The organism is Niallia sp. FSL W8-0635 (assembly GCF_038007965.1).
Lineage (GTDB): Bacteria > Bacillota > Bacilli > Bacillales > Cytobacillaceae > Niallia.
Genome location: NZ_JBBOYD010000001.1, coordinates 639677 through 665886 on the forward strand (window position 1 = coordinate 639677; position 26210 = coordinate 665886).

Here is a 26210-nt window from a genome sequence, read left to right on the forward strand (position 1 = left end):
AAAAATGGAAGCCTCTTTTTTGTGCCATCGTTATCCAAGGCACATTCCGTGTTCTTAGTCTTCTTGTCTTTTTTTGAACTTAACATATTCAAGTATACCGGCAAAATCTTCTTTTGTAATTCCATCTTCTATGGCTTCCTCTACTAAACTCACCCAGTCCTCATCTATCCCGTCTATAGAAGTATGGTTATTGTCTAGTAGCTCTTCTACATTGGTATCAAGGGTGCTCGCGAGTTTCGATAATACTTGAAGGGAGGGGTTTTTTTGAATGCCCCTTTCAATGTAACTTAAATAGGATTTAGAGACACCAGATCTGTCAGAAAGCTCATTGATAGAATAACCTCTTTTTAATCTTAAATTCTTTAATTTTACTCCAACCAACATGAATATTCTCCTTACCACATATAGAAGTATTCTTTCATTATAACGAACGAATCGTTCAATAAAAAATACGAAAAAGCTAGGAAACAAGAGTTATTTCGAGAAAAAGAACGGTTTTTGTTCTTTAAAAAGAAAATATAGCTGATTTTGGAATTTTTGAAAATGATAGATTTGCACTATACTAAATAATAAGTTCTTTAATAAGAACGTTTTTGGTGTTTTATAGAACTCATGATGCGACATGATAGATAACTGTCGTGAAAAAATCGATGTACTTTTCTCCAATTAATAATCATTTATCTTAAGCATAACCATGTCAATCAAGTTAAATGGAATAAAGAGGGTGAAAAATGTATAGGAAAAACTGTGATAAATGCTATAGACCATCGTATAGTAGTAGCGAGTTAGGAAAATGGATTTGTCCTATTTGTCAAAATGATTTGACTGAATACCCTTTTTTTGACGCAATTACATTTGAACAAATTCATATTAATTATTCGTTTAAAAAAGTGATAAAAAGCTATACAACACAATATTATAGTAGAAATCAAAATAAATAGAAATGCTAGCATGAAGTTAGATGTAAATAATGCGTTTGTAGGATTATTTCGATAAAATTCGAGTAGTTTTAAATTATTTGTAGAAAAAACAAGAAACATTTTAGTATTTTGTCCTAATTTTATGACAAAATACTGCAACTTTTAAACATAAAAAACGATATAATGAAAAAATAGGAAAAGGGAACAGAATATGTAAAGGGCAAACCAATACGAAAGTTTGGGACGCAAAGTCACGGATCTAATGTTTTATACAAGGATGGCCGGACTGCCAAAATACAAATGTATTTTTGGGAGGGAAGAATTAAGTGATTAATAGTCAACTTTTTATCGAAGAATTGGATTCAGAATGGGTTCAATTAATTAATGAAGCCAAAAATATTGGAATGAATTTGCAAGAAATTAGAGAATTTCTAAGAAGTGAGAAGGATTACTTAATTCAGGAATAACTGAAATAATCATTTGTATAAAGTAGATTTGTAAATAATAGAAAAAAGGTCTACATGGAACGATTAATAATAGATAAAATAATCGTATTATTAATCGTTCCATGTAGAAAACCTCTTTTAAAATATGGTAGCTTATTATAGATAGTTAAGTGAAAAAAAATAGTTATTTTTTTTGTTCCAGTCTCCATCTATTAAATTCCAAAAACTCCCGAAATTCTTTCTTTGATACCCCAGAATCCATTGCCTCTTTAACAATCTTTAACCATTCAGAATCTAAATCATCTTTATTTTGTTGATTATTTATTAAATGATCCACTGGTATATTGAAAACAGTTGCTATTTTTTCCAAAAATTGAATGGATGGATTGGATTGTAAATTTCTTTCTAATGAACTTAAATAAGATTTTGCTACTCCTGCTTGTTCTGCTAATTCCGATAAGGACATTCTTTTCTCTAAACGTAGCTGCTTTACACGATCCCCAATCATACGCTCACTCACTTTCACTCTTAACGGTATGTATATTTATGATAGCATTTATAGATAAAAAGTTCCATATAAAGAACAAAATGTTCTATCCATTATGCTTATATCACTATGATGTAGAAAGGATAGTTCTAATTTTGTTCAAAATATTGAAACATATTTTATAGTATTTACCCTTTCCTACATAAAATGAAACATTTTTTTATTTGTTTTTCAATCCTTTTTAGACAATTCGTTTGAAAAAGGGTAGAATGGTAACGAATAATTTGAAAATGTTGGTGAATTTCATGTTAAATAAATATTATATGATATTTGAGGAGCTTGAAGCTGCAATAAGAAATGGGACGTACCCACCAGATACGATTTTACCATCTGAAAATGAATTAGCAGAGCAATATAACACATCTAGAGAAACAATCCGTAAGGCTTTAAATATTCTATCTCAAAAAGGGTATATCCAAAAGCTCAGAGGGAAGGGCTCCTTAGTGCTGGATTTAGAAAAACTACAATTTCCGATTTCAGGATTGGTTAGTTTTAAGGAATTAGCCAATAAAATGGGACATTCCTCAGTAACCATTATTGAGAGCTTTTCGAATAAATCGCCATCATCTCTTTTGCAAAAAGAGATGCAGCTTAAGAAGGAAGATTCAATATGGGAAGTATTTCGTGTAAGAGAAATTAATCAAGAGAGAATCATTTTAGATAAGGATTATATTGTTGAAAAATATGTGCCTGGATTAACAGAAGAAATATGTAGGAACTCTATTTTTGATTATATCGAGAAGGAATTAAATTTAAAAATTAGTTTTGCCAAAAAAGAATTTACAGTGGAAGAGCCAACAGAAGAAGATTATAATTTGCTTGATTTAGAAGGATTTCATTCCATTGTTGTCGTTAAAAACTATATTTATTTTGAAAATGCTACCTTATTTCAATTTACAGAATCCAGACATCGACCAGATAAGTTTCGATTTGTGGATTTTGCAAGAAGAAATGAAGCTTAAAAATAATGATAGCATGTTTTATTTTCTTTCTATGGGGAACGTTACTTATAGAAAATAGGAAAAGGAGATGCTATATATGAGTAAGAAAATTGCTACTTTAATTACTGATATGTTTGAGGATTCTGAGTACACTGAACCAGCAAAAGCATATAAGGAAGCTGGACATGAGGTAGTAACGATTGAATTAGAAGCTGGGAAAACAGTAGAAGGAAAACAAAAAGAAGCAACAGTGAAAATTGATAAAGGAATAGCGGATGTTACTCCTGATGAATTTGATGCTTTATTTATTCCAGGTGGATTTTCGCCAGATCAGCTTCGTGCAGATGATCAAGTAGTTGCCTTTACTAAAGCCTTTATGGATGCGAAGAAACCTGTTTTTGCAATTTGTCACGGGCCTCAGTTGCTCATAACTGCGAAAGCACTTGAAGGTAGAAATGCAACTGGCTATAAATCAATTAAAGTGGATATGGAATATGCAGGTGCCACTTTCAAGGATGAAGAAGTAGTTGTATGTGGAGAGCAATTAGTGACAAGCAGAACTCCCGAGGATTTACCAGCTTTTACGAGAGAATCTTTAAAGCTTTTAAATAAATAAAGATAGTAAGTAGGAAAGAGTCTGTACGTACACCGATTCATGTGAAAAGGAATATAATCTTTTTATCATGAATATGGAGGTAGGTATAGGCTCTTTTTTTGTGTTAATCTTAAGGAGTGAAAAAGTGGCGGTCAAAAGGGTTGCTTCTTGCTAGCTATCCAAAGAAGTCCATGGGCATTCAGTCATCGGTTTTACGATGTTTGGTGAAATGGTGAAGAACGATCGTTTAAAAAGCAGGTCAGTGAACATAATTTGGTTGGAATATCGCTAAAATGATGAACGATTTCCATACAAGCAAGAGTTATAAATAGAAAGAAGGATTGTAAATGATTGTTTTAAAATCAAAAAGAGAAGTGGAACAAATGAAGCAGGCGGGTGAGATTCTAGTTGGCTGTCATAAAATGATTGCTAAAATGATAAGACCTGGAATTACCACTTTGGAAATTGATCAGAAGGTGGAAGCATATTTAGCGGAAAAGGGAGCGACTCCTGAGCAAAAAGGGTATCGTGATTATCCATATGCAACATGTGCAAGTATTAATGATGAAATCTGTCATGGTTTTCCACGAAAAGAGCCTTTGAAAAAAGGAGATATCGTAACAATTGATATGGTTGTAAATTATAATGGAGCATTGGCTGACTCTGCATGGACCTATGCGGTTGGAGAAGTATCAGCAGAGCTACAGAAATTAATGGATGTGACCAAAAAGGCGTTATATGTGGGAATTGAACAAGCTAAAGTCGGTAATCGAATTGGGGATATTGGATTCGCTATTCAGCAATATGTAGAAGAACAAGGCTTTTCTGTTGTTCGAGACTTTATCGGTCATGGTATTGGAAAAGCGATTCATGAAAAACCAGAAGTCCCTCATTTTGGTTTAGCAGGAAAAGGACCACGTATAAAAGAAGGAATGGTATTTACAATCGAACCAATGGTCAATGTTGGCGATTTCAAAATGAAAATGGATAACAATGGCTGGACAGCAAGAACGGTAGATGGCAAACACTCTGCACAGTATGAACATACAATTGCCATTACAAAAGAAGGACCTGTGATACTTACAGATCAAGATGCTTGATCTGTAAGATGTACATACATAGGGCAATATGTCTGTATGTAAAAAGTTAATTCTCTTAAATAAATAATCAGTGGGATTCGCCCACTGATTATTGTTTTCTTTATTGTTTGCGTAAGCTTCCTAATTCTTCAGCAATTGCCTGCATTTCATTTGGACTAAAAGAATCTCTCTTCATAACAAGCTCATAAATGTCTTTAATATCATCATAAAGATCTTCGTCGAAATGAGTGGATTTGATGGCACCAATGTTTAATACTTTTAACTTCTCTTTTATTTTTTCAATCATGAAATTCACGTTTTCGGTTGTTTTATTTTCTAAATTCATAACTTTCCCCTTTCTTGGACAAATAAAGTTGTTCTATTCATCTTTTCATGCAAACATAGAAATGTCAATATAGAGTGTGATACGCATAAGTTTTTTACCCTTCTTTTAAAAGTAAAGGAAGTATGTAAATACAAAATTGGAGGAAAATAAAAATGAAAGTTAAAGTTTTATTTATTTGCTTAGGAAATATTTGCCGTTCACCAATGGCTGAGGCGATATTCCGTGATTTGGTGGAAAAAGAAGGATTGCAAGAAAAGATTATTTGCGATTCAGCTGGAACAGGTGGTTGGCATATTGGGAATCCACCGCATCAGGGAACAAGAGATATTCTAAAGGTAAATAATATTAAGGATGCGGGTATTTATGCTCGTCAATTAGCGGAAAAGGATTTAGAGGAGTATGACTATCTGATTGCAATGGATAACAGTAATATTGCAAATATTAGAAAGTTAAATGAAATGCTAGATCACACGAAGGTTCGCCTTTTAATGGATTACACGGACCATGCTGTGGGAAAAGAAGTACCGGATCCATATTATACAGGTAATTTTGAAGAGGTTTTTGCATTAGTGAAGGATGGCTGTGCAGGTTTGTTACAGGATATAAAAAACAATTATACCTTGTAAGCAACCCCATTCCCCTATCCTTCAATCGAAAAAAGAAGGGTGGCAGAAGTGGATGAAAATGAGTATTTCAAAAGGACTTTTTATCGGTAGCCTTATTGGAACGGCAATCAGTTTGTTGGATAAGCAAACAAGAAAAAATGCTGTTACCAATTTACAACATGTGAAAGATACAGTAACAGATTTCGAGCAAATGACAACTAGTCTAAATTTGACTGCTGATAAATGGAAAAAATCAGCTATGAAAATTTCGGAGGATGCTGCTTTTATTAAGAGGCAATTAGAAGAATTAAAGGGAATAACACCGGTGGTAGCAACCATCATTCACGATACAAAGGAAGCCTTTTTCAATGGAAACAATAGAAATCAGGAAAAAAAGCTTGTTTCTAGCATACAATATTTACCTGAGACAGAAGCAAAGGCAAGATAATTTTTTTTAGGACAGGTTTCTTTGTCATTGTTACTTTATCAATCATGAGGAAAACACTTTTCGAGGGAAAAAGGAGATTTTGATAATCCAAAACGATGTAGACTTCTAATGTCAGTGGGGAAGAATCCCCACTGATGGAAGTTTTATCAGAGTCATATGTTTTAATGGGGCTGTAAAGGGCAATAGACATACATAAAAGAACTGTTAGGACGGTGATTTGTATGGGAGAGGTCATTCCATTTATAAAGGTTCTCCTCAAGAAAATTCAACAAGATAGTGTATTTGATCTTGCAGCACAGTTATCCTATTATTTTTTATTATCTATTTTTCCGTTACTTATTTTTTTTATGACACTCCTTCCTTATCTTCCGATTACAAAGGAAGACGTATTAGGAGTGGTCGATGGTTTTGCACCTGGAGATATCATGGATACGATTGAAACAAATATCGATCAAGTGTTAAGTAGAAATGTTAGTCTTCTATCATTCGGTATTATCGCAACAATATGGTCTGCTTCTAATGGATTAAACGCAATCATAAAGGCCCTAAATAAAGCCTATGATGTCGAAGAAACTAGATCATTTATTGTTGCAAGAGGAATGTCTATTTTATTAACACTTGGCATGATTGCAGTAGTGGTAGTAGCCTTGCTATTACCGGTCTTTGGGGAACAAATAGGCATGTTTTTATTTTCTCAATTTGATTTAACAGAAGAATTCTTATCTATGTGGAACACATTAAGGTTTCTTGCTTCTCCCATTATTTTATTTATTGTGTTTCTTGCCCTTTATTGGGTTGCCCCCAATAAGAAGCTTACCTGTATTTCTGCTGTTCCAGGAGCATTTTTTGCAGCGATTGGCTGGGTTCTTGCCTCTTTAGCGTTTTCCTATTATGTAGGGAACTTCAGTAATTATTCGGCGACATATGGAAGCATCGGAACGATTATTGTTCTAATGATTTGGTTCTATATTACAGGAATCATTATTATATTAGGTGGCGAAATTAATGCCTATTTCACCGAGAGAAAGAAAGAGCCTTGTTAATTTTGTATCCGTTTTTTACCTTTATAAAAGAAGGGAAATAGAACAAACTATTAGAGGGGAAAACAATTAATAAGGGGGAATGAATAATGACAAAGCATACTAAAAAAGATGGCGGCACAAAACAAAAAGGGAAAAGCAAGCCAAAGCATAAGACTTCAGGTTCTGCTAACGGGCAAAACGGCTATCACTAACCTAAAGTGAAAAAAATTTCTGAAATGATATACTCCCATTATAGTACAGGCTATGATGGGAGTTTTTATATATCAAAACACCATATGTTTTTTTATATGTAGGCAATCTAGAAAGGTGGATTATGAGTAATACTCGTTCCGACGAATAGAAAATCCATAATGGGGCATATCCACCCCATAATTGTGCTGGATTTCTCGTCCTCTTATTTTCATCCCATTACGAATGGCAACATTCATAGAAGTAATGTTCGTATCACGAATGATGGAATAGACTTCATTCGTATTTAAATTTTCAAATGCATATTTTTTTGCTGCGCTTGCTGCTTCAATCGCATAGCCTTGATGCCATGAATCTTTTCGGAGTAAATAGCCTATTTCTAATACAGATTCTCCAGCAAACTTTTGATAGGTTAAACCACATTGACCAATCATTTCACCATTTTTTTTTAATACTAATCCCCATAAACCATGACCGAATTCCTGATATCTTTCTAATTGACGATTTAACCAATTGAGTGTCTCTTCCTCACTAAATGGATGTTCATAAGCATACATAACTTGAGGATCTTGAAGAATTTTAGCTAAGGCATTTAAATCAGAAATGGTCATTTCACGTGTGTAAAGTCTTTCTGTTTCAAAAATCATTAGTAACCACTGCCTTTCGTAAAAATAGTTCTCCCCACTGTTACAAAGAATTCAAGCTAAATAGGGGGAGATGCAAATTTCACTTTACCATAGGGAGAAAGAATAGCGCAAAAGACTCGAATGTATTTTGAAATTCGTGTCTTTTGCGCTGTTTGTATTAGTTTCTTAACAATCGCAAGCTATTTAAGATAACTAAGATTGTACTTCCTTCATGTCCGATAACTCCAAAAGGAAGGGCAACAACTTGTAAGAAGTTGGAAACGATAAGAAGCATAATAACAGAAATGGAGAAGATAATATTCTGTTTAATAATTCGATTCATTCGCTTGGATAGTTGAATTGCTTCTGCAATGCGTGGTAAATCATTTTTCATTAAAACAACATCTGCTGTTTCTAAGGCAACATCTGTCCCTTCGCCCATCGCGATTCCTACATTTGCAGTAGCGAGAGCAGGAGCATCATTAATTCCATCGCCCACCATTGCGACGATTCCGTATTTTTCCTTCAGTTCTTTAATGGCAGTTACCTTCTTTTCTGGTAAGCATTCAGCGATATATTTATCGACATGACTTTCTTTAGAAATGGCTTTTGCCGTTTTTTCGCTATCTCCTGTAATCATAACAGTGTAAATGCCACTTTTCTTTAAGCTTTGAATGGCTTCTTTTGACTCTTTACGGACAATATCCTTTAAAGCAATCATTGCGATTATTTCACCGTTTTTTTGCACAAATACAGCTGTTTTTCCTTCTTCGGATAATTGATTAAATATACCATGTTGGAAGGTTTTCGCTTCTTTTTCACCGACAAAAGCGGCTTTGCCGATTCGCCATTCTGCATCATTCATTTTTGCTGTAACGCCCCAACCAGAATTATCCTGAATACTTTCTGGCTGTTTTAATGTTTCTTTGTATTTCTGCTCAGCATAGCGAACAATCGCTTTTGCTAAAGGATGGTTCGAATGGCTTTCGATACTAGCAGTTAATTGGATAATTTCTTTTTCAGTAAAGCCTTCAGCGACAATCACATTCGTTACAGCTGGCATTCCTTTTGTTAATGTTCCTGTTTTATCAAACGCGATTGCCCTCACATGAGCAAGATTTTCTAGATGTACGCCTCCTTTAAAAAGGATTCCAGCTCTTGCTCCATTTGATATGGCAGATAAGGTCGCTGGCATAATGCTTGCTACTAATGCACAAGGAGATGCTACAACTAAGAAAATCATCGCTCGATAAAATGTTTCATTCCAAGACCAATCTAAAAGAAAATGGGGAAGGAACATTAATAGGACTACGATAGACAATACTATTTTGACATATGCTCCTTCAAATTTTTCAATAAACGCTTGAGAAGGGGATTTCTCACTTTGTGCGGATTGAATTAATGTAACAATCTTTTGAAATAGTGATTCGTCTGCATGCTTTGTCAGTGTCACGGTGATGGAGCCACTTATATTTACAGTTCCTGCAAATACCTCATCATTTATTTCCTTCGTTAGTGGTATGGATTCACCTGTAATTGCTGCTTCATCAATGGCAGTTGTTCCTTTTGTAATTTTTCCGTCTACAGGGACTCTTTCACCTGGTTTAATTAAAATAGTGTCCGAGACTTCAAGCGTCGAAACGGGGACAATTTCTTCCCGTCCATCAGGAAGTATTTTTACTGCTTCTTCAGGCTGTAATTTCATGAGCGCTGATATTTCCTTGTTACTCTTATTCATCGTATATGTTTCTAATGCACCACTTACTGCAAAGATAAAGATTAGGATCGCTCCTTCAGCCCAATATCCGATGAGGCAGGAGCCAATTGCTGCAAAAACCATTAGCATTTCCACATTTAATTCTCTGTTTGCAATGGTTTCTTCGATGCCTTCCTTCGCTTTGGCATATCCACCAATAACAAAAGCGAATAAGTAGGAAGCGATAGCCAGAGACGAATAATCCAAATGATTTAAAATCCATCCTATCATAATAAAAATTCCACTTATTCCAGCGGCAATAAGCTCGAGATGAGGAGAGAGCTTGGCAAATAAAGATGGTCTCACTTCTACATTTGATTGTACAAAGGATTTCAATTCTGTTTCTGTGGACATTTTCATTTTCCTCCTTTTAATAACTAGATTTTAGTGATTTCTCTATTCTTATTGAGAGAGATAATCAAGTTCAATACCCTTAAAAAACACGAAAGCTGCCACCTAAAAAGGTGACAGCAGAAAAAACAATAGAAATAATTTATCTGATATTTAGTTGTATGCGTTAATCCTACCACATATTGTATGTGCTGAACATCATTTTGCTTCAGCCAAGTGGTGATTTTTTCTTTCTTTTTTTCCAAAGATAAAAAGGACCAAGCAAACTATTAATAAGATAGTAGCAATCACTACAAAGTAGCTAATATGCTGGAAATATTGAATAAATAGTCCTCCTAAATAAGGTCCAATTAAGCTACCGACACTAAAGGCCATACCGCATAGAAGATTTCCAGTAGGCAGAAGATTGGCTGGAACCAAATCCGTCATATAGCTAATTCCTAACGAGAAGGTAGAGCCAACTGCCATACCAGCAAGGAAAAGACAGATAATTAATCCGATTAAATAGGCCTCAAGAACGCTGGCGAAAGAAAAGCAGACAGTGCCAATAATTAAAATCGTTACAAGCGTCCGTCTTCTTCCGAATTTATCACTAATCATTCCTAGAGGAAGCTGAAAGACTATTGCACCTATGGAAAAGGCAGTAAGCAAAAAGGAAATTTGGACAACGGTTAATTCAATTCTCAATCCGTATACTGGAAAACTAGAGTTTAAGCTTGATTCCAAGAAACCATAGGCAAGCGGTGGAAGAAAGGCAACCCATGCATACTTCATGGCACTAGAGAAACGTTTCATTGTATCTATAAAAGAATTGGTTTCAACCGTTTGTTTTGGAAAATCATTTTTAATCCATAGAATAAAAATCCATGCGATAAAGCACATAATGGATGAAAGAATAAAAGGAAGTGATTCATTTATTTTTACTAAAGGTGTTAATAATGGCCCCACTGCGAACCCGATACCAAAGAAAACGCCATATAGAGAAATATTACGTCCTCGTTTTTCTTTTGGTGATGCGGTAGTTATCCATGTTTGCGTTGCGAAATGGAGGGAGTGATCACCAATCCCGATAAATAAACGAAGAAGGAACCAAAACCAGAAGGTCTTCCATAGCGGAAAAAGTGCTAGGGAAATAATAACGACAAGCCCGCCAAAAACAATGACAGGTTTATAGCCATATTTACGCAAAGGAGATTCCATAAAAGGGGATATAAGAAGTATCCCTATATAGAGACCCACTGCATTTAATCCATTTAAACTAGAAGAAAGTCCATCATTTTCAAAAATGACTGCTATTAAAGGAAGCAGCATTCCTTGACTAAATCCAGAAATACTGACAATGCTTATTAATACTGCAAATTTTTTACTGTTCATATTTTTCTCCTCAATGTTTTACCTGCTGACAATATTTAGTCTCCCTAAAAGATGTTAAATGGGATTTAACAGTATTGCAATAGATTTTTTAGGGACAAGTAAAATTTATTTGCAATGCGGAGAAACAATTTTAGGGAATTGGTTATATTTGGGCAAAGTAGCTGTATAATAAGTTTAGCCTCTGGTTGAATGGGAAATTATATGAAAGTGATAGAAGAAAGGAAGCGAAAAAATGGTTAATAAAATATTTACAATTGCAGCTTTTATTGGGGTTCCAGTATCGATTATTGGTACATTACTTCATTGGTCAAGTATTGTTATGTTTGTTATTTACTGTCTTACCATTATAGCTTTATCTAGTTTTATGGGAAGAGCGACAGAAAGCTTAGCGATTGTTGCAGGTCCTCGGATTGGTGGATTATTAAATGCTACTTTTGGTAATGCAGTTGAATTAATCATTGCTATATTTGCATTACGCGAGGGTTTAACAGAAGTGGTATTGGCATCCTTAACTGGATCCGTGCTAGGGAATTTATTGCTTGTAGCAGGCTTGTCCTTTTTCATAGGAGGATTAAAGTATAAGAGACAGCAATTTAATGTTTTTGATGCTCGTCATAATTCTGGTCTATTAATTTTTGCAGTAATTGTTGCATTTGTTATTCCAGAAGTATTTGCTATGAATATGAATGAAGGAAAAACACTTTCGCTGAGTATCGGAATAGCTATTATTTTAATTTTATTATATTTAGCGGCACTATTCTTCAAGCTGGTAACGCATCGTGGCGTTTATCAAGTCGAAAAGAATGGCGAAGCTGGGCATGGACATGACGAAACTCCAGAATGGTCCGTGAAAAAAAGCATCACAATTTTAGCAATTGCAACACTTGCTGTTGCTTATGTATCCGAAAACTTAGTACATACTTTTGAGGTAGTAGCAGAGTCCTTTGGATGGTCAGAGTTATTTATCGGGATTATTATTGTTGCTATCGTTGGAAATGCTGCAGAACATGCTTCAGCTGTTGTAATGGCTTATAAGAATAAGATGGATATTGCTGTTGAAATCGCGATTGGGTCGACACTGCAAATCGCAATGTTTGTTGCACCATTATTAGTGCTATTATCCTTGTTCTTCCCGAGCGGAATGTCATTAGTATTTACATTGCCAGAACTTATTAGTATGGCAACGGCGGTGTTGTTAATGGTAAGTATTTCGAATGATGGAGAGACGAACTGGTTTGAGGGAGCAACATTACTAGCTGCTTATGCAATTATGGGAATCGGCTTTTATTTACTTTAAAAAAATATGGAAAAATAACAAGGCCTAGCCGCTTTCTTTACAGCGGCTAGGCTTTTCTTGGGTAAATCCACCTTTCTATTCATTAAATTAAGTTTTTTAAGTATTCGTAGTTTTAAATATGTTGTTTAGGGAATCTATCATGTCGCTTCCATCGGATCACCAACCTCTTTTCCTTTTATTGTTTGAATAAAATTCTGATTGATGAATATTCAAAGGTTTTTATTTTCCTCCTTTACTAAAATACAAGCGATCTTAATAGCTGCCCTCCTTTTATTTGATGACTTTATTATACAATAATAATTAATAAATGTAAATATTCTGATTATTTATTTTTATGAATTTTGGACAAGTTTCACCTTTCTTATGCATAAGAATAAAAGTAGCGATAAAAGCATGTATGGGGGAAGGAGTTATAAGGGGAATGACACTGTTTTATCGATGCCTTTTCTATATTGGTGGGCTTTTTATATTAGCATTTGGTGGTGCGTTAACAATTAAGGCAAACCTAGGGGCAGGTCCTTGGGATGCACTAAGTGTAGGGCTATCTCATTTAGTCGGACTTACTATAGGGAGCTGGATTGTTATTGTAGGAATCGTCCTTATATTTGTTAATGCTATTATTTTACGCCAAAGGCCAAATTTATTGTCACTTGCAACGGTGTTTATACTAGGGTCATTCATTGATTTCTGGATGGCTCATCTCGTTAATCAACTTCACTATTTTTTGTTTACTAGCCAATTGCTTTTACTTATTACTGGATTAATTATTATTGGATTAGGGATAGCTCTATATTTACAATCTGAATTTCCTTTAAATCCAATTGATGATTTTATGGTGACGATTCAAGAAAGATTTGGAGTAAATCTTATGACTGCCAAGTTAATTGGAGAAATTCTTGCTTTATTTTTCGCTTTTTTAGTAAATGGGCCAATTGGGCTTGGGACACTCATTATCGCTTTTGGGCTCGGTCCTGCTATTCAATTTTTCCATCCGTATTGCTCGAAATTAACAGGGAAATTCGTAGTAAAATAGTAATTAGAGAAAAAAATATTTTATTAATGGATAATCTAAGCGAACTCCGAAAAAAATAATCATAGTTATGGATGATTATTTGAAGGGAGTTCAAACTTGCTATGTATAAGAAAATAACGATTGTGCTTTTATCTTTTTTCTTAATGCTTCCAATGTTAACTTATGCGGAAAAAGCAAAAGAGAAAGAAAAAGAAGAGAATCCACCAAAATCAAAAATTATTACGATCCCAAATTCAGTTATGAATATTACGAAGGAAAATACGTATCCAAATCCGACTCAGGATGTGCCTAAGCTACAGCCAAGCGAATTGACGCAGCAGCTTATTAATTCGACTAAGGTGAAAATTGATAATCCAGATTTAATTCGCATGCTGAATGAGTCCACGGTAAATAGTACGCCATTTGCACTTGGTTATAAGGCAATTGTATATTTAGGACAATGGCCGCTTAATTATGAATCAACGGAAACGGCACCGAATTGGGAGTATCAGAAGATAAATACAAATTTTTACGATAACCGCGGTGGCAAGTCACCATATCAAATTCATTATGTACAAGAATCACAGAAAACGGTAAGAGGTGGTTTAACTGCTAAGGTGCCAAATGCGGAGCAAGTAAAGAAAATGATGCTAGTTAAAGCAACACAAAATTCAGGCTTATCTCTTGCGTTTGAAACGGTAATTGGTACAGGTACAAAGAAAGATCAAGTCTATAATATCCCTCCAAAAAGACTAGGGTATTTATATGGATATGCTCCCGCTGTCAATGAAAAAGGAAAAGTGACATATGGAGAAGTTTATATGATGCTAAAAGGAAGCAAAAAATCAATTGTTGTTAAAAATGTAACTTCTCAAGGAATTGGTGCATGGATTCCAGTACAGGATCATGTTTCCTTTGGATTCCTAGCGAGCGAAAGACCGAAATAATCGTTTGGGAAAAGACTGACTATTGGATGTCAGTCTTTTTGATATTGGAAAGAGATGGTGGGGAGAAGGAGGGAAGGAAGGTGATTTTCATGAGTGGGATGAACGCCACAAAAGCAGTGGTAAGAGGGAAAAGTGGTTTTCATAAACCAATAAAATCCAATAAAAAAGGTGCCCATCATTTCACAGCGGACACCATCTTCCTTATCGACTAATTAATGCTTTTCTCTTTGTGAAATCAATATCTTGATAATAGCTATTTTTCACAAGTACGTTTGGTCCAAGGCATTTGACAGCTGGGCAATGGCAATTTAGCGAACTTGCTAAATCAGTGGAAAGCCATTTTTGGAAAATATCCTCTAAATTATCTTTTTGGATATTGCCAAGTGCTGGAGTATCGCCAAAATCTGTAACAATTACGTCACCAGTAAAAATATTTACATTTAAACGAGAACGTCCATCGGGATCATTACGAACAGTTACATTTTTGCTAGAATAAAGGCGGTTTAATAACTGTAAATCTTCTTCTTTGGTGTTACAAGGATAGAATGGAAGTGTACCAAATAGCATCCATACATTTTCATCACGAATATCTAAAAGATGGTTGATGCTAGCTCTAATTTCATCTAATGATAATGTTTCTAAAGAAGAAGCAAAATCGGATGGGTACATTGGGTGAATCTCGTGTCTTTGACATTTCATTTCATCGACAATTTGTCGGTGGATATGCTCTAAATACGGGAGTGTACGTTTATTAAGCATTGTTTCAGCAGAAACCACTACGCCTGCTTCTACTAACGCTCTACTATTTGTAATAATGTTGTTAAATAGTTTTCCTCTTTGTTCATATGTGGGTTTTCTTGTCATCATTGCAAAACCGCGTTCTGCGAATTCTTCTTCTGTGCCCCAGTTATGGGAGATATGCAATACATCTAAGTAAGGAATTACGGGTTCATAACGGTCAAGACCTAATGTTAGATTTGAATTCAACTGCGTTTTTACGCCACGACTATGAGCATATTTGAAAAGTGGAACGACATAATTTTCAACAGATTTTCTACTCATCATTGGTTCTCCACCAGTAATACTAAGGGAACGTAAATGAGGAATTTCATCTAGTTTTTTCAACAATAAATCAATCGGCAATGCGTTTGGATCCTTTGGCTGAAGTGTGTAGCCAACAGCACAGTGTTCACAGCGCATATTACATAGAGTTGTTGTGGTGAATTCGATATTTGATAAAGTTAATTTTCCGTGTTGCTCCATATCCATATAAGCTTCCCAAGGGTCTATACTTGGGTTAATCTTATTTTTTTCTGTAATCATCATAAGCTCCTTTTAAAAAAATAGTTAAACTATATCTATGTGCAATTAAGGTATAGAATGCGATTTTTATCATTTATGCAATAGGAAAGGGGATAAAAGTCCCCTTGTCATTATTAAAGGAAAAAGCCTATCTGTCAAACGTTTTTGTTTTAAATAAGGCATTGGCGGGAAAAGAAACTTTAATGAGAAGAAGGGAGATGAATGATATGTCTAATGGAACTAGGCAAAGTAATAAAATCGTAACAGGTTTAGTAATTGGCAGCGCCATTGGTGTCACAATTTCTCTAATTGATCCAGCTACAAGAAAAAGAACGATACAGAGGGTAGAGCGTTTAAAAGATACAAGCACTCGGTTTGTTCAAAGCTATAAAGATAACCCTGATGAATTCAAGAAAAATTGTAAGGAAAGAATGAATCTCTCTGCTGAAGCGATGAAAGATATTGCGGCTGAAACGCAAGGATTGTACAAGCAGATTCAATCTACTGTAAAAGAAAGATCAAAGGATTTAAAAGAGATTACGGATGATTTTAAACAACTTTATTTTCAATCCATGCACCAATATAAACGCATTACAAAGAAAATCATCACCACAAAAGACCAAATTATTGAATCATCCGATATAGAAGAAAAGCCACAGCTTCCTGCTACTGCAGATAAAGAAGTTATGAAAACAGACACTGTACTCTCATAGGGAACTTTAAATATTCATGGAGAAAGGAGCATCTAGAATATGGATAGATGCTCCTTTTAAATTTTAATAAATGAACTAAATACTTCTCTATCAAGGGTGTAAAAAGATAAAACGTGTGTAAAGCTATAAGAAAGAATGGTTGCCGAATGGGCGAAAATTCGTTACGATAAATAGGTAGTTTTGAAAGGAGAGAATACATTGGGTAGTTCTATTTCAGATAAAAATGAGCAAGTAACTTTTTTAAAGACAAGATTAAATATGTTTATGGATGTACTAGATGCGATTGATCCAGAAGAAACGGAATTGGAAGATATCGATCGTTTAATTCTAATGATAGACGAAATTGAATCGAAATGTAATGAATTTAAACATAGAGATTTATAATAAAGAGCTGCTTGGATGAAAAATTCATCCAAGCATTTTTAATGGAGTTTTTTTGGAATATTTCTGTAAACGATTGCAAATTACTTCTCTATCGCAGGAGAGAAGAGTATAATTTTTTATAGGGAGTTATTTGAATGCAACATAAAATTTGCAAGGATTACTTGCGCTTTTCAAATGAGGGGGAGAAGCATGTATTTTGAAAATCTGAAGAAGAGTATTTACGACTTAATTGTAGAAACATCGACCAATCTTCCAAAAGATGTGAGACGTGCGATTGCGAAGGCAACAGCGTCAGAAAATGCTGGAACGCGTTCTGCGATGAGTTTAGCGACAATTACGCAAAATATTGGAATGGCAGATAAGGAAGTCTCACCTATTTGTCAAGATACGGGGTTGCCAACTTTTAAAATTAAGACACCTATTGCTGTCAATCAGCTGGAAATTAAAGCAGCCATATACGAAAGCATGGAGCTTGCAACGAAAAACGGGAAGCTAAGACCGAATTCCGTTGATTCTCTTACAGGGGAAAATAGTGGAAATAATTTAGGGGCAGGTACTCCTGTCATTAAGTTTGAACAGTGGGAAAAGGACTACATCGATATTCGGTTAATTTTAAAAGGTGGCGGCTGTGAAAATAAAAATATTCAATACAGTCTTCCAACTGAATTAGAAGGATTAGGCCGAGCAGGTCGAGATTTAGACGGTATACGTAAATGTATTCTTCATTCCGTTTATCAGGCACAAGGGCAAGGCTGTAGTGCGGGTTTTATCGGAGTTGGAATTGGCGGAGATCGCTCTGCAGGGTATGATTTAGCAAAAGAGCAGCTTTTCCGTTCTGTAGATGATACAAATGACATTCCAGAATTGGCAGCACTAGAGGATTATATTATGGAAAATGCCAATAAATTAGGAATTGGTACAATGGGATTCGGCGGGGAAACAACACTTCTAGGTTGTAAAATTGGTGTAATGAACCGTATTCCTGCAAGCTTCTTTGTATCTGTTGCTTATAATTGCTGGGCATTCCGCAGATTAGCGATTTCTGTAAGTTCTGATACAGGAGAGATCAAGGAGTGGCAATATCAAGAAGGAGATAAAATCGACTTCAAGACAGAAGCAGAGGAAGATGAAGTAGCTGCAGCGGAGGAAGTTATTACACTACAGGCACCGATTAGTGAAGAAGATATCCGTCAATTAAAAGTAGGAGATGTTGTGCAAATTAATGGCATGATGTACACAGGAAGAGATGCTATCCATAAGTATTTAAGCACAAATGATGCGCCGATTGATTTAAATGGGCAAATCATCTATCATTGTGGACCAGTTATGTTAAAGGATGACGATGGTAATTGGCATGTTAAAGCTGCAGGACCGACAACAAGTATTCGTGAAGAGCCTTATCAAGGGGATATTATGAAAAGATTTGGCATACGTGTAGTGATGGGAAAAGGCGGCATGGGCGCGAAAACGCTGAAAGCCTTAGGAGAACATGGTGGTGTTTATTTAAATGCAATTGGAGGAGCAGCTCAATACTATGCTGATTGCATCAAGTCAGTGGAAGGGGTAGACCTCATGCAATTTGGAATTCCAGAGGCAATGTGGCATTTAAAAGTAGAAGGATTTAAAGCAGTAGTTACAATGGACGCCCATGGCAATTCTCTTCATAAAGATATTGAAATGTCTTCCTTAGAAAAATTAGCGCAATTTAAAGATCGTGTATATAAATAATGCTAGTAGAAACGGCTATATTATTAGCCGTTTTTTTAATGGTTATAGGTTATTTTCTTTTTATTACCAAGAATGAATTCCTCTGCCCAACAAAAAATAAGAGATAGAAGAATAGGCAAAGGAGGAATTGCATTGAAATTAGGCCTAAAAATGTTTATTTGCTTTTCTGTTTTTTGTTTAATAGCGTTTCCCGTTCAAGCAAATGTATCCAATAAACCGTTAAGCTGGGGATTTAAAAAAAGTGTAAATGAGCAGCCAGCAGAAGCTGGTCAAGAATTGGATTCCTTGCTTGAGAAATACGGTGCTTATTATAAAGATACAAGTGGAGAAAAGGTGCTTTATTTAACCTTTGATAATGGCTATGAAAATGGATATACAGGTCAGATACTTGATGTATTAAAAAAAGAAAAAGTTCCAGCAACTTTTTTTGTTACGGGTCATTATTTAACAAGTGCTTCTGATCTTGTAAAAAGAATGATAGATGAAGGTCATATTGTTGGTAATCATTCGTACCACCATCCAGATTTTACGAAAGTTAGTGATGAAAAACTAAAACAAGAACTTGAATCAGTGAAGATAAAAACGGAAGAAATAACAGGGGAAAAAGGGATGACGTATTTACGTCCACCACGAGGAATTTTTAGTGAGAGAACATTAAAGCTCGCCAAAGAATTAGGCTATACGCAAGTGTTCTGGTCACTAGCCTTTGTGGATTGGAAGACGGATCAGCAAAAGGGCTGGAAATATAGCTATGATAATATTATGAAGCAAGTTCATCCAGGATGTATTTTATTACTTCATACCGTTTCTAAGGATAATGCCGATGCATTAGAGCAAGCCATTAAGGATTTGAAAAAAAGAGGCTATAGCTTCAAAAGCTTAGATGATTTAACAATGAAGAGAGAAATGGATGAAGGAATAATGCACTAAAATAGTGTGATTTCCGCCCAAATAGAGCTTACCTCTATTTGGGCTTTTTCCCTATCTTTACTCATAGAAAAAGCCTTTGTTTTGCTTGTGAAGTAGTATGGAGTAGCGATCAAACAGCTCTTTAATCGTTTAATGATAGTAATTATGGTAAAATATAGAGTAAATAAAGCTAATTCTTTAAATAGTTTGAAACGAGGAAAATAAATGCAGAAAAAAACACAGAAAAAACAAAAGAAGCTTCTTATGGCTTCACGAGCACTAATAGTGATAATTGGAGGAATTATTACTGGATATGGATTAGAAGCAGTTCTTATTCCAAATGCAGTATCTGATGGAGGAGTTACTGGTTTAAGTATCGTAGGTTCTCAGTTAACAGGATTTCCCCTTGGGATTTTGATTGGAATATTAAATATTCCCTTTGTATTTTTAGGATATAAACAGATAGGGAAAAGTTTTGCTGTATATTCCGTTATCGGCATACTATCTTTAGCCATAAGTACAAGCTTAATGCATCATGTTCCGACAATTATTGAAGGAGATATCCTTCTTATAACGGTTGTTGGTGGAATTATCATCGGTTTTGGAATGGGTTTAGCCCTGCGTAATGGTGGGGCATTAGATGGAATTGATATGCTAGCCGTATTGCTTTCAAGAAAATTGCCATTTGGAACAAGTGATTTAATCTTATTTTTAAATATGTTTGTTTTTATTTTCGTATCTACTGTATTTGGTCTCCAAGGAGCTATTTTATCCGCTATCGCATACTTCATTGCCTCTAAAGTAATCCACATTGTAGAAGAAGGCTTAAGTGGATCCAAAACATTTAAAATTATTACAGAAGAGCCGGAAATAATGGTAGAAACGATTCGTGATCGCTTGGGACGTGGTGCTACCTATACACTTGCGGAAGGTGGATATTCTAACGAACAATTTAAAGAAATCACCTGTGTAGTCAGCCGCATGGAAGAAAGAAAAATGAAAGAAATTATTCATGAATTAGATCCTAAAGCGTTTGTTGCTATTTACGATGTTTCAGAAGTAAAAGGCGGTAACTTTAAGAAACGGGATATTCATTAATAAAAAGGAAAGCTAGTTGTGAAAGACAACTGGGCTTTCCTTTTTTTGAATTTTAATTTACAACATGCTAGCTAAAAGCTTATAACTTCATCGCTGGACCAAAGAATTCATAATGAATATGTGCATCATCGATACCATTGTTTTTCAACCCTTTAATGACCGTTTGTAAAAAGGAAACTGGTCCACAAACAAAGTAATGAGCGTCTTTAATAATAGTATTCTCTTTCAGCCATTCTGAATCAATATAGCCGGCTTTCTTAAAGAAAGGATTTAATTTATCCTCATCTGATGGGTTTTCGAAAATATAAGATAGCTGCAAGTTAGTGATTTTATCTTTTATACCAATTAACTCCTCATTAAATGCTTGGATAGCACCGTTTCTTGCAGAATGGATAAAGTTTACCTCTCTATTTGGCTGCTCTTCAGCAATGGTTGCTACCATACTCATAAATGGTGTAATTCCAACACCACCACTTAGAAAAACAATCGGACTTTCTTCTTTTATAAGCGTATAATCACCAGCTGGAACAGTAACTTCTACTGTATCATCCACATTTATGTCGGTGTGAAGATAATTGGATACTTTTCCATCCGGATTTTCTACTGACGCTTCTTTTTTGACAGAGATTCGGAAATATTCTTTATTACTTGCACTTGATAAGCTATATTGGCGATTAAATAAGAATTTCTCTCCAGGAATTGATAAACGGATCGTAATATACTGACCTGCTTCATAGGCTGGTAAAGAGCTTCCGTCTGTTGGAGCTAGATAAAAGGAAGTAATCACATCACTTTCTTGAATCTTTTTAATAATTTTAAATTCCTTATAATCAGACCAACCACCACTTTTAGTAGCACTTTCTTCATACATTTGTTTTTCAATATCAATAAATACTTGTGCAATTACTCCATATGTGTCAGCCCAAGCTTGGATAATCTCATCAGTAGCTGCGTCTCCTAGGACTTCTTTGATCGCTTTTAAAAGGTATTCACCAACGATAGGATAATGCTCTGGTTTGATCATTAAGCTGCGGTGTTTATGGGCGATTTGTTTGACAACTGGTATAATAGTTTCAAGTTTATCAATATTTTGCGCAGCAGCTAAAACAGTATTAGAAAGAGCGGTTTGCTGACGTCCTTTCGCTTGATTAGCATGGTTAAAGATGTTCAATAGTTCAGGATGTGCTTTAAATAAATTGCTATAGAAAACAGTAGTTATTTGTGTACCATGAACTTGTAATACTGGTACAGTAGATTTAATGATGTCCATTGTTTTTTGTGATAACATAATTAAGACCTTCTTTTAAGTAATATTTTAAATACATCTTTTATGATAAAAGTCTGTCTATATAAAAGCAATATTTTAAATACTTCTTTTTTACTGTATTTATCATGTTTAACAAAATGTTCACATTTTCACTGTAAGAACCGTAAAAATAGCAAAAGGAGATAGAATGATGCGGTTAACTAATTATTCCGATTACTCTTTAAGAGTATTAATTTATTTGGCAACACAAGAAACTTCAAAACTTACAAATATAAAAGAAATATCCGAAGTTTATAATATATCCAAAAATCACTTGATGAAGATTATTTTTAATCTCGGAAAATTAGGGTATATCGAAACAATCAGAGGCAGAAGTGGAGGCTTTCGCTTAGCAAAGGATCCTGCTGAAATCAACATAGGTGAACTTATCCGCAAAACGGAAGAGAATTTTTATTTGGTTGAGTGCTTTGAAGATAATAATGCATGTGTCATTACGCCTGTTTGTTCATTAAAGCATGTCCTAAATAATGCATTAGAGCAATTTTTCAACGTATTGGACCAATACACACTTGCGGATATAGCAGAAAATCAAGTGATGCTAAAAGATTATTTTGCCTTGAAACAACAAACAAGCTCAGACGATGTCTAAGTTTGTTTGTTGTTATTCTTGTTTTCTTTTAAATGTTCTAAGCTTCTAATCACCAAATCAATTTCTTCATTTGTCAGGAACTCATAATGCCTGATTTTATAAATAGTCCGTCCTTTTCCGTCACCTTTCTTTCATTAGAAATACAATTTTTAGGGAGCCTATTCCCTATTTTTTTAGGTGATAAATCTATAAAGAGTTAGAATGGAGAAAAAGAGCAGAAGAGGCAGACAATTATGTCCGCCTTTTCTGCTCTTTTTATTTATCTTATTACTTATTCATTTGTTTCGTTCTCAGCAGGTGTTTCTGTTTCCGTATCTTCCGTTTGGTCATCATTTTGGTCTGAGCAACCAACTAGCATACCAGTGAAAAGTAAAGCTGTCATCATTCCTAATGTTAACTTCTTGAATTTCAAAAGAATCACCTCTATAAGTAATTTTTGGTACTACCCTAGTGTATAGAAACTTTATTAATTCACTATTAAGCTAATGCTAAATCATGTAATTAATTTCAGTTCCATTTACCTAATAAAATTACCTTTTTTTAGATGGGAATTTTTTCAGCAATTAACGGATGATAAGAACTGGATATTTCGCCGCAGAAGCTATAGTATATGAAGAAGACAGAATGAGGAAAGATAGTTATAATAAGTTTTTTAATAGAGATGATATAGGAGTAATTATAGATGAAAGATAAACAGCAAAACACGGTGGCAAAGTTGAAGGTAGGACAAACCTTTCCATTAACGATTAAGCGTTTAGGGATAAATGGCGAAGGAGTCGGCTATTTTAAAAGACAGGTTGTATTCGTGCCAGGTGCTCTTCCTGGTGAAGAAGTGGTGGTAGAAGCAACCAAGGTTCAGCCTAAGTTTTCAGAAGGAAAGGTAAAGAAGATAAGAAAATCTTCGCCATTCCGCGTTCAAGCGCCATGTCCTTTTTACGAACAATGTGGAGGATGTCAGCTTCAGCATTTAGACTATAATCAGCAGCTACAGGAAAAAAGAGATATCGTCATTCAATCATTAGAAAGACATACAAAACTGAAAATCGATAAATTAGATATTCGCTCAACAATCGGCATGGAAGATCCATGGAACTATCGCAATAAAAGCCAATTCCAAGTGGGACAGCAAAAAAATGGTGCGATTATTGCAGGTCTATACGGACTTGATTCCCATCGTTTAATTCCAATTCAGAATTGTATGGTGCAGCATCCGTTGACAAACAAAGTATCAGAAGAAGTTCGTAAAATTCTAGAAGAATTCCAAATCCCAATCTATGACGAACGCAAGCAAAAAGGGATTGTTCGTACGATTGTAACGCGTGCTGGCTTTGAATCTGGAGAGGTTCAAGTTGTACTGATTACAACGCAAAAAGAAATGCCAAGAAAAAAACTAGTGATGGCCGAAATCCAAAAAAGATTACCAGAAGTGAAATCATTAGTACAAAACATAAACGGCAACAAAACCTCCCTTATTTTTGGAGAAAAGACAATTCACTTAAGTGGGGAAGAAGTTATCCAAGAAACACTAGGAGATTTAAACTTCGAGCTGTCTGCAAGAGCGTTCTTCCAATTGAATCCTGTGCAAACAGTAAAGCTGTATGATGAAGTCAAAAAAGCAGCTGCTTTAACAGGGAAAGAAAAGATTGCCGATGCGTATTGCGGAGTCGGAACAATAGGCTTATGGCTAGCCGATGGCGCAAGTGAAGTTCGCGGGATGGATACGATTGAAGCAGCGATTACAGATGCACAAAAAAATGCAGATAGACAAGGTATCGAAAACGCAACCTATGTAACAGGTACAGCAGAACACTGGCTGCCGAAATGGGTAGAAGAAGGCTGGCGTCCAGATGTGGTTGTCGTTGACCCGCCGAGAACAGGCTGTGATCGGAAGCTATTAGATGCAATTAAAAAGGTTAAACCGAAGAAGTTTGTGTATGTTTCTTGTAATCCATCTACTTTGGCGAAGGATATTGATTATTTGTCTAAGGATTATAAAGTAGAGTATTTGCAGCCGGTGGATATGTTTCCGCATACGGCGCATGTTGAATGTGTGTCGCAGATGGTTTTGAGGGAGAATTAACCAGGTGAAATTGAAAATCGATAAGTAATCATAGGAATACCGTTATTATCTACCTCAATCCGCTCAACAAAATGATGGAGTATTTCCTCCGTTACTTCATGAAGCGGTAAAAAGCGGCTAATGGTATTTCGAAGTTTTTCAATTCGTCCTAAAAATTCATCATGTCGGAGTGAGGCTTCAAGCCCACTCCTTTTAATATTTAACTCATTTATTTGTTCTTGATTATCATCAGCAACTTCTCGATATTCTTCATGGGTTATTTGGTTTTCTGCAAGCATCTCAAGGTAGCGTTTCTTTTTTGCTTTAGAAGCTTTAATTTCATTTTCAATGTTGTTTAATATTTGAGCAACTTGCTTTTGTTTCATTTGAGCTTCTTCTGCAAGGGTATTTAAGTATTCCTTATCGTTAATAACTTGAGCCATTTTTTTAATATCAGAAAGGATTGTTTCTTTTAAATCCTTTTCTTTTATAGTTCTTTGAGTGCAAGCAATTTTTCCATGACGAGCGTAACTCCCGCAAATGTAGCCAGTTCGATTTTGCCTATACCACATACCTGTTCCGCAGTCAGAGCAATATAGGACATTTGTAAAAAGATGCTTTTTTACCTTCGTATGATTTTTCTTGCGACTTCTCATTAGCTCTTGTACGGTATCAAAGGTTTCTTGCGAAATGATTGCCTGGTGTGTATTTCTTACAATAATTTGGTTTTCTTCAGGAATACTGTGCCTTGACTGGGAGGTGACACTTCTTGTAGTTTCTCTTCCCTGAACTAAATCACCTGTATAATGCGGATTAGTCAGGATGGTCTTAATAGTTGAACCATGCCAATATCGACCTGCATTGCTCTTCTGTGCCACCTGAGAGGGTGTTGGGTACCCCTTTTTGGAAAGAGAACGAGCAATGGAATCGAAACCCTTTCCACTCAAATATAAATCAAATATGCTCTTAACAACTTCAGGCGTATAATCATCTGCAAGAACTAGCTTCTTATCAATTACCTTATAACCATAGGGAGCGTTTGAACCATGAAAATTTCCTCTTTTGGCATTTGTGTTTAGAGCAGCTTTGATACGTTCAGAAGTACGTTGTGATTCCTGTTCATAGACCCAAGCATATAAGCCGAACATATGAATATTGCCCTCAAGTGAATTAATCGCATTATCAAAGGTGATGATGTGGATATTATGCTTTTCGGCAATATCCTTAATTTCATATGAAAGCTTCCCATTCCTTGCTAGGCGCGATAGTTCCTTTGAAAGAATGACATCGAACTTATGCTGCTTTGCGTCCTCAATCAATTGCCGGAGGTTTTCCCGCTTTTTATCCTTCGTTCCCGATTCCACATCAATATAAATACGAAACAAATCCCATCCCTTCTCCACGATTATGTTGTAAAAGAACTGCTGCTGATTTTCCAATGAGGTTTTCTGCTCTTCTTTATCTGTCGAAACCCTAATGTATACTGCACATTTCATTTATCTCAACTCCAATCAAAATGTTGAGATGTAGTAATGTTTACCTGTGAACTACTATTGACATTTTTTTTCATGAATATCCA

At 35.2% G+C, this 26210-nt stretch carries 28 protein-coding genes and 1 riboswitch; of the genes, 18 read left to right on the forward strand and 10 right to left on the reverse strand.

All coding sequences use genetic code 11. The features are described from left to right. Positions 1–54: 54 nt before the first annotated feature. The gene (locus NYE52_RS03195; protein ID WP_341191742.1) at positions 55–384 is read right to left on the reverse strand and encodes a helix-turn-helix domain-containing protein; all 330 of its coding nucleotides are present in this window, start codon (positions 382–384) and stop codon (positions 55–57) included. A gap of 745 nt (positions 385–1129) precedes the next feature. Further along, positions 1130–1214, forward strand: a riboswitch (cyclic di-GMP riboswitch). A 32-nt stretch (positions 1215–1246) separates the two neighbouring features. Here NYE52_RS03195 and NYE52_RS03200 point away from each other — a divergent pair. Next, positions 1247–1387, forward strand: a complete 141-nt coding sequence (locus NYE52_RS03200) for an anti-repressor SinI family protein (protein WP_341191743.1) — start codon at positions 1247–1249, stop codon at positions 1385–1387. Positions 1388–1550: 163 nt separating this feature from the next. Here the strand turns inward: NYE52_RS03200 and NYE52_RS03205 are convergent, their stop codons facing one another. After that, on the reverse strand, positions 1551–1874 hold the full coding sequence (locus tag NYE52_RS03205) for a helix-turn-helix domain-containing protein (RefSeq protein ID WP_341195097.1): 324 nt from the start codon (positions 1872–1874) through the stop codon (positions 1551–1553). Positions 1875–2158: 284 nt separating this feature from the next. On the opposite strand from NYE52_RS03205, the gene treR reads away from it, so the two are divergent. The 3 genes from treR (at position 2159) to map (ending at position 4549) form a co-directional block, all read left to right on the forward strand. Then, positions 2159–2875: a trehalose operon repressor gene (gene treR / locus NYE52_RS03210; protein ID WP_341191744.1), complete on the forward strand. Its 717-nt coding sequence runs from the start codon at positions 2159–2161 to the stop codon at positions 2873–2875. Positions 2876–2951: 76 nt separating this feature from the next. Beyond that, positions 2952–3470, forward strand: a complete 519-nt coding sequence (locus NYE52_RS03215) for a type 1 glutamine amidotransferase domain-containing protein (RefSeq protein WP_341191745.1) — start codon at positions 2952–2954, stop codon at positions 3468–3470. 326 nt (positions 3471–3796) lie between these two features. Next, a complete protein-coding gene (map, locus tag NYE52_RS03220) occupies positions 3797–4549 on the forward strand; it encodes a type I methionyl aminopeptidase (protein WP_341191746.1) in 753 nt (250 codons plus the stop codon). A gap of 100 nt (positions 4550–4649) precedes the next feature. Here the strand turns inward: map and NYE52_RS03225 are convergent, their stop codons facing one another. Continuing rightward, positions 4650–4874: a DUF1128 domain-containing protein gene (locus NYE52_RS03225; RefSeq protein WP_341191747.1), complete on the reverse strand. Its 225-nt coding sequence runs from the start codon at positions 4872–4874 to the stop codon at positions 4650–4652. Positions 4875–5026: 152 nt separating this feature from the next. On the opposite strand from NYE52_RS03225, the gene NYE52_RS03230 reads away from it, so the two are divergent. The 3 genes from NYE52_RS03230 to NYE52_RS03240 all read left to right on the forward strand — a co-directional run bounded on the left by NYE52_RS03230 (position 5027) and on the right by NYE52_RS03240 (position 6970). Beyond that, positions 5027–5500, forward strand: coding sequence for a low molecular weight protein-tyrosine-phosphatase (locus NYE52_RS03230; RefSeq protein ID WP_341191748.1), 474 nt, complete (start codon positions 5027–5029; stop codon positions 5498–5500). A gap of 52 nt (positions 5501–5552) precedes the next feature. Continuing rightward, the gene (locus NYE52_RS03235) at positions 5553–5927 is read left to right on the forward strand and encodes a YtxH domain-containing protein (RefSeq protein ID WP_341191749.1); all 375 of its coding nucleotides are present in this window, start codon (positions 5553–5555) and stop codon (positions 5925–5927) included. A 221-nt stretch (positions 5928–6148) separates the two neighbouring features. Continuing rightward, positions 6149–6970, forward strand: a complete 822-nt coding sequence (locus NYE52_RS03240; RefSeq protein ID WP_341191750.1) for a YihY/virulence factor BrkB family protein — start codon at positions 6149–6151, stop codon at positions 6968–6970. A 311-nt stretch (positions 6971–7281) separates the two neighbouring features. On the opposite strand, the gene NYE52_RS03245 is transcribed toward NYE52_RS03240, so the two are convergent. From NYE52_RS03245 to NYE52_RS03255, 3 genes are all read right to left on the reverse strand, one after another. Further along, a complete protein-coding gene (locus NYE52_RS03245) occupies positions 7282–7806 on the reverse strand; it encodes a GNAT family N-acetyltransferase (protein WP_341191751.1) in 525 nt (174 codons plus the stop codon). A 157-nt stretch (positions 7807–7963) separates the two neighbouring features. After that, positions 7964–9895 (reverse strand): heavy metal translocating P-type ATPase, encoded by a 1932-nt coding sequence (locus tag NYE52_RS03250; protein WP_341191752.1) that lies wholly within the window; start codon positions 9893–9895, stop codon positions 7964–7966. A 195-nt stretch (positions 9896–10090) separates the two neighbouring features. Continuing rightward, positions 10091–11266, reverse strand: coding sequence for an MFS transporter (locus NYE52_RS03255; RefSeq protein ID WP_341191753.1), 1176 nt, complete (start codon positions 11264–11266; stop codon positions 10091–10093). Between the two features lie 232 nt (positions 11267–11498). Between NYE52_RS03255 and cax the strand changes: the two genes are divergently transcribed. The 4 genes from cax (at position 11499) to NYE52_RS03275 (ending at position 14734) form a co-directional block, all read left to right on the forward strand. After that, entirely contained in the window at positions 11499–12563 is a 1065-nt protein-coding gene (gene cax / locus NYE52_RS03260) for a calcium/proton exchanger (RefSeq protein WP_341191754.1), read from the forward strand. Positions 12564–12984: 421 nt separating this feature from the next. Then, on the forward strand, positions 12985–13596 hold the full coding sequence (locus NYE52_RS03265) for a YczE/YyaS/YitT family protein (protein WP_341191755.1): 612 nt from the start codon (positions 12985–12987) through the stop codon (positions 13594–13596). Between the two features lie 101 nt (positions 13597–13697). Further along, the gene (locus tag NYE52_RS03270) at positions 13698–14522 is read left to right on the forward strand and encodes a YfkD famly protein (protein WP_341191756.1); all 825 of its coding nucleotides are present in this window, start codon (positions 13698–13700) and stop codon (positions 14520–14522) included. Between the two features lie 80 nt (positions 14523–14602). Beyond that, complete coding sequence (locus NYE52_RS03275) at positions 14603–14734, forward strand: hypothetical protein (RefSeq protein ID WP_341191757.1); 132 nt, start codon at positions 14603–14605, stop codon at positions 14732–14734. Here NYE52_RS03275 and yfkAB read toward each other — a convergent pair. Next, positions 14724–15845 (reverse strand): radical SAM/CxCxxxxC motif protein YfkAB, encoded by a 1122-nt coding sequence (gene yfkAB, locus NYE52_RS03280; RefSeq protein ID WP_341191758.1) that lies wholly within the window; start codon positions 15843–15845, stop codon positions 14724–14726. The two genes, NYE52_RS03275 and yfkAB, sit on opposite strands and share 11 nt — an antisense overlap. 104 nt (positions 15846–15949) lie before the next feature. On the opposite strand from yfkAB, the gene NYE52_RS03285 reads away from it, so the two are divergent. From NYE52_RS03285 to NYE52_RS03305, 5 genes are all read left to right on the forward strand, one after another. Then, positions 15950–16537, forward strand: a complete 588-nt coding sequence (locus tag NYE52_RS03285; protein ID WP_341191759.1) for a YtxH domain-containing protein — start codon at positions 15950–15952, stop codon at positions 16535–16537. Between the two features lie 198 nt (positions 16538–16735). Beyond that, positions 16736–16921, forward strand: coding sequence for an SE1561 family protein (locus tag NYE52_RS03290; RefSeq protein WP_341191760.1), 186 nt, complete (start codon positions 16736–16738; stop codon positions 16919–16921). Positions 16922–17110: 189 nt separating this feature from the next. Next, the gene (locus NYE52_RS03295) at positions 17111–18649 is read left to right on the forward strand and encodes a fumarate hydratase (RefSeq protein ID WP_341191761.1); all 1539 of its coding nucleotides are present in this window, start codon (positions 17111–17113) and stop codon (positions 18647–18649) included. Positions 18650–18799: 150 nt separating this feature from the next. Further along, positions 18800–19579, forward strand: coding sequence for a delta-lactam-biosynthetic de-N-acetylase (gene pdaA / locus NYE52_RS03300; protein WP_341195098.1), 780 nt, complete (start codon positions 18800–18802; stop codon positions 19577–19579). 204 nt (positions 19580–19783) lie between these two features. Beyond that, positions 19784–20656: a YitT family protein gene (locus NYE52_RS03305; RefSeq protein WP_341191762.1), complete on the forward strand. Its 873-nt coding sequence runs from the start codon at positions 19784–19786 to the stop codon at positions 20654–20656. 79 nt (positions 20657–20735) lie between these two features. Here NYE52_RS03305 and hmpA read toward each other — a convergent pair whose 3' ends face one another. After that, complete coding sequence (hmpA, locus tag NYE52_RS03310; RefSeq protein ID WP_341191763.1) at positions 20736–21944, reverse strand: NO-inducible flavohemoprotein; 1209 nt, start codon at positions 21942–21944, stop codon at positions 20736–20738. 169 nt (positions 21945–22113) lie between these two features. Here hmpA and NYE52_RS03315 point away from each other — a divergent pair, with 169 nt between their 5' ends. After that, the gene (locus NYE52_RS03315; protein ID WP_341195099.1) at positions 22114–22572 is read left to right on the forward strand and encodes an RrF2 family transcriptional regulator; all 459 of its coding nucleotides are present in this window, start codon (positions 22114–22116) and stop codon (positions 22570–22572) included. A 271-nt stretch (positions 22573–22843) separates the two neighbouring features. Here the strand turns inward: NYE52_RS03315 and NYE52_RS03320 are convergent, their stop codons facing one another. Then, a complete protein-coding gene (locus NYE52_RS03320) occupies positions 22844–22984 on the reverse strand; it encodes a hypothetical protein (protein WP_341191764.1) in 141 nt (46 codons plus the stop codon). A gap of 270 nt (positions 22985–23254) precedes the next feature. Between NYE52_RS03320 and rlmD the strand changes: the two genes are divergently transcribed. Beyond that, complete coding sequence (gene rlmD / locus NYE52_RS03325; protein WP_341191765.1) at positions 23255–24652, forward strand: 23S rRNA (uracil(1939)-C(5))-methyltransferase RlmD; 1398 nt, start codon at positions 23255–23257, stop codon at positions 24650–24652. On the opposite strand, the gene NYE52_RS03330 is transcribed toward rlmD, so the two are convergent. Then, positions 24649–26127 (reverse strand): recombinase family protein, encoded by a 1479-nt coding sequence (locus tag NYE52_RS03330; RefSeq protein WP_341191766.1) that lies wholly within the window; start codon positions 26125–26127, stop codon positions 24649–24651. The two genes, rlmD and NYE52_RS03330, sit on opposite strands and share 4 nt — an antisense overlap. Positions 26128–26210: the final 83 nt, after the last annotated feature.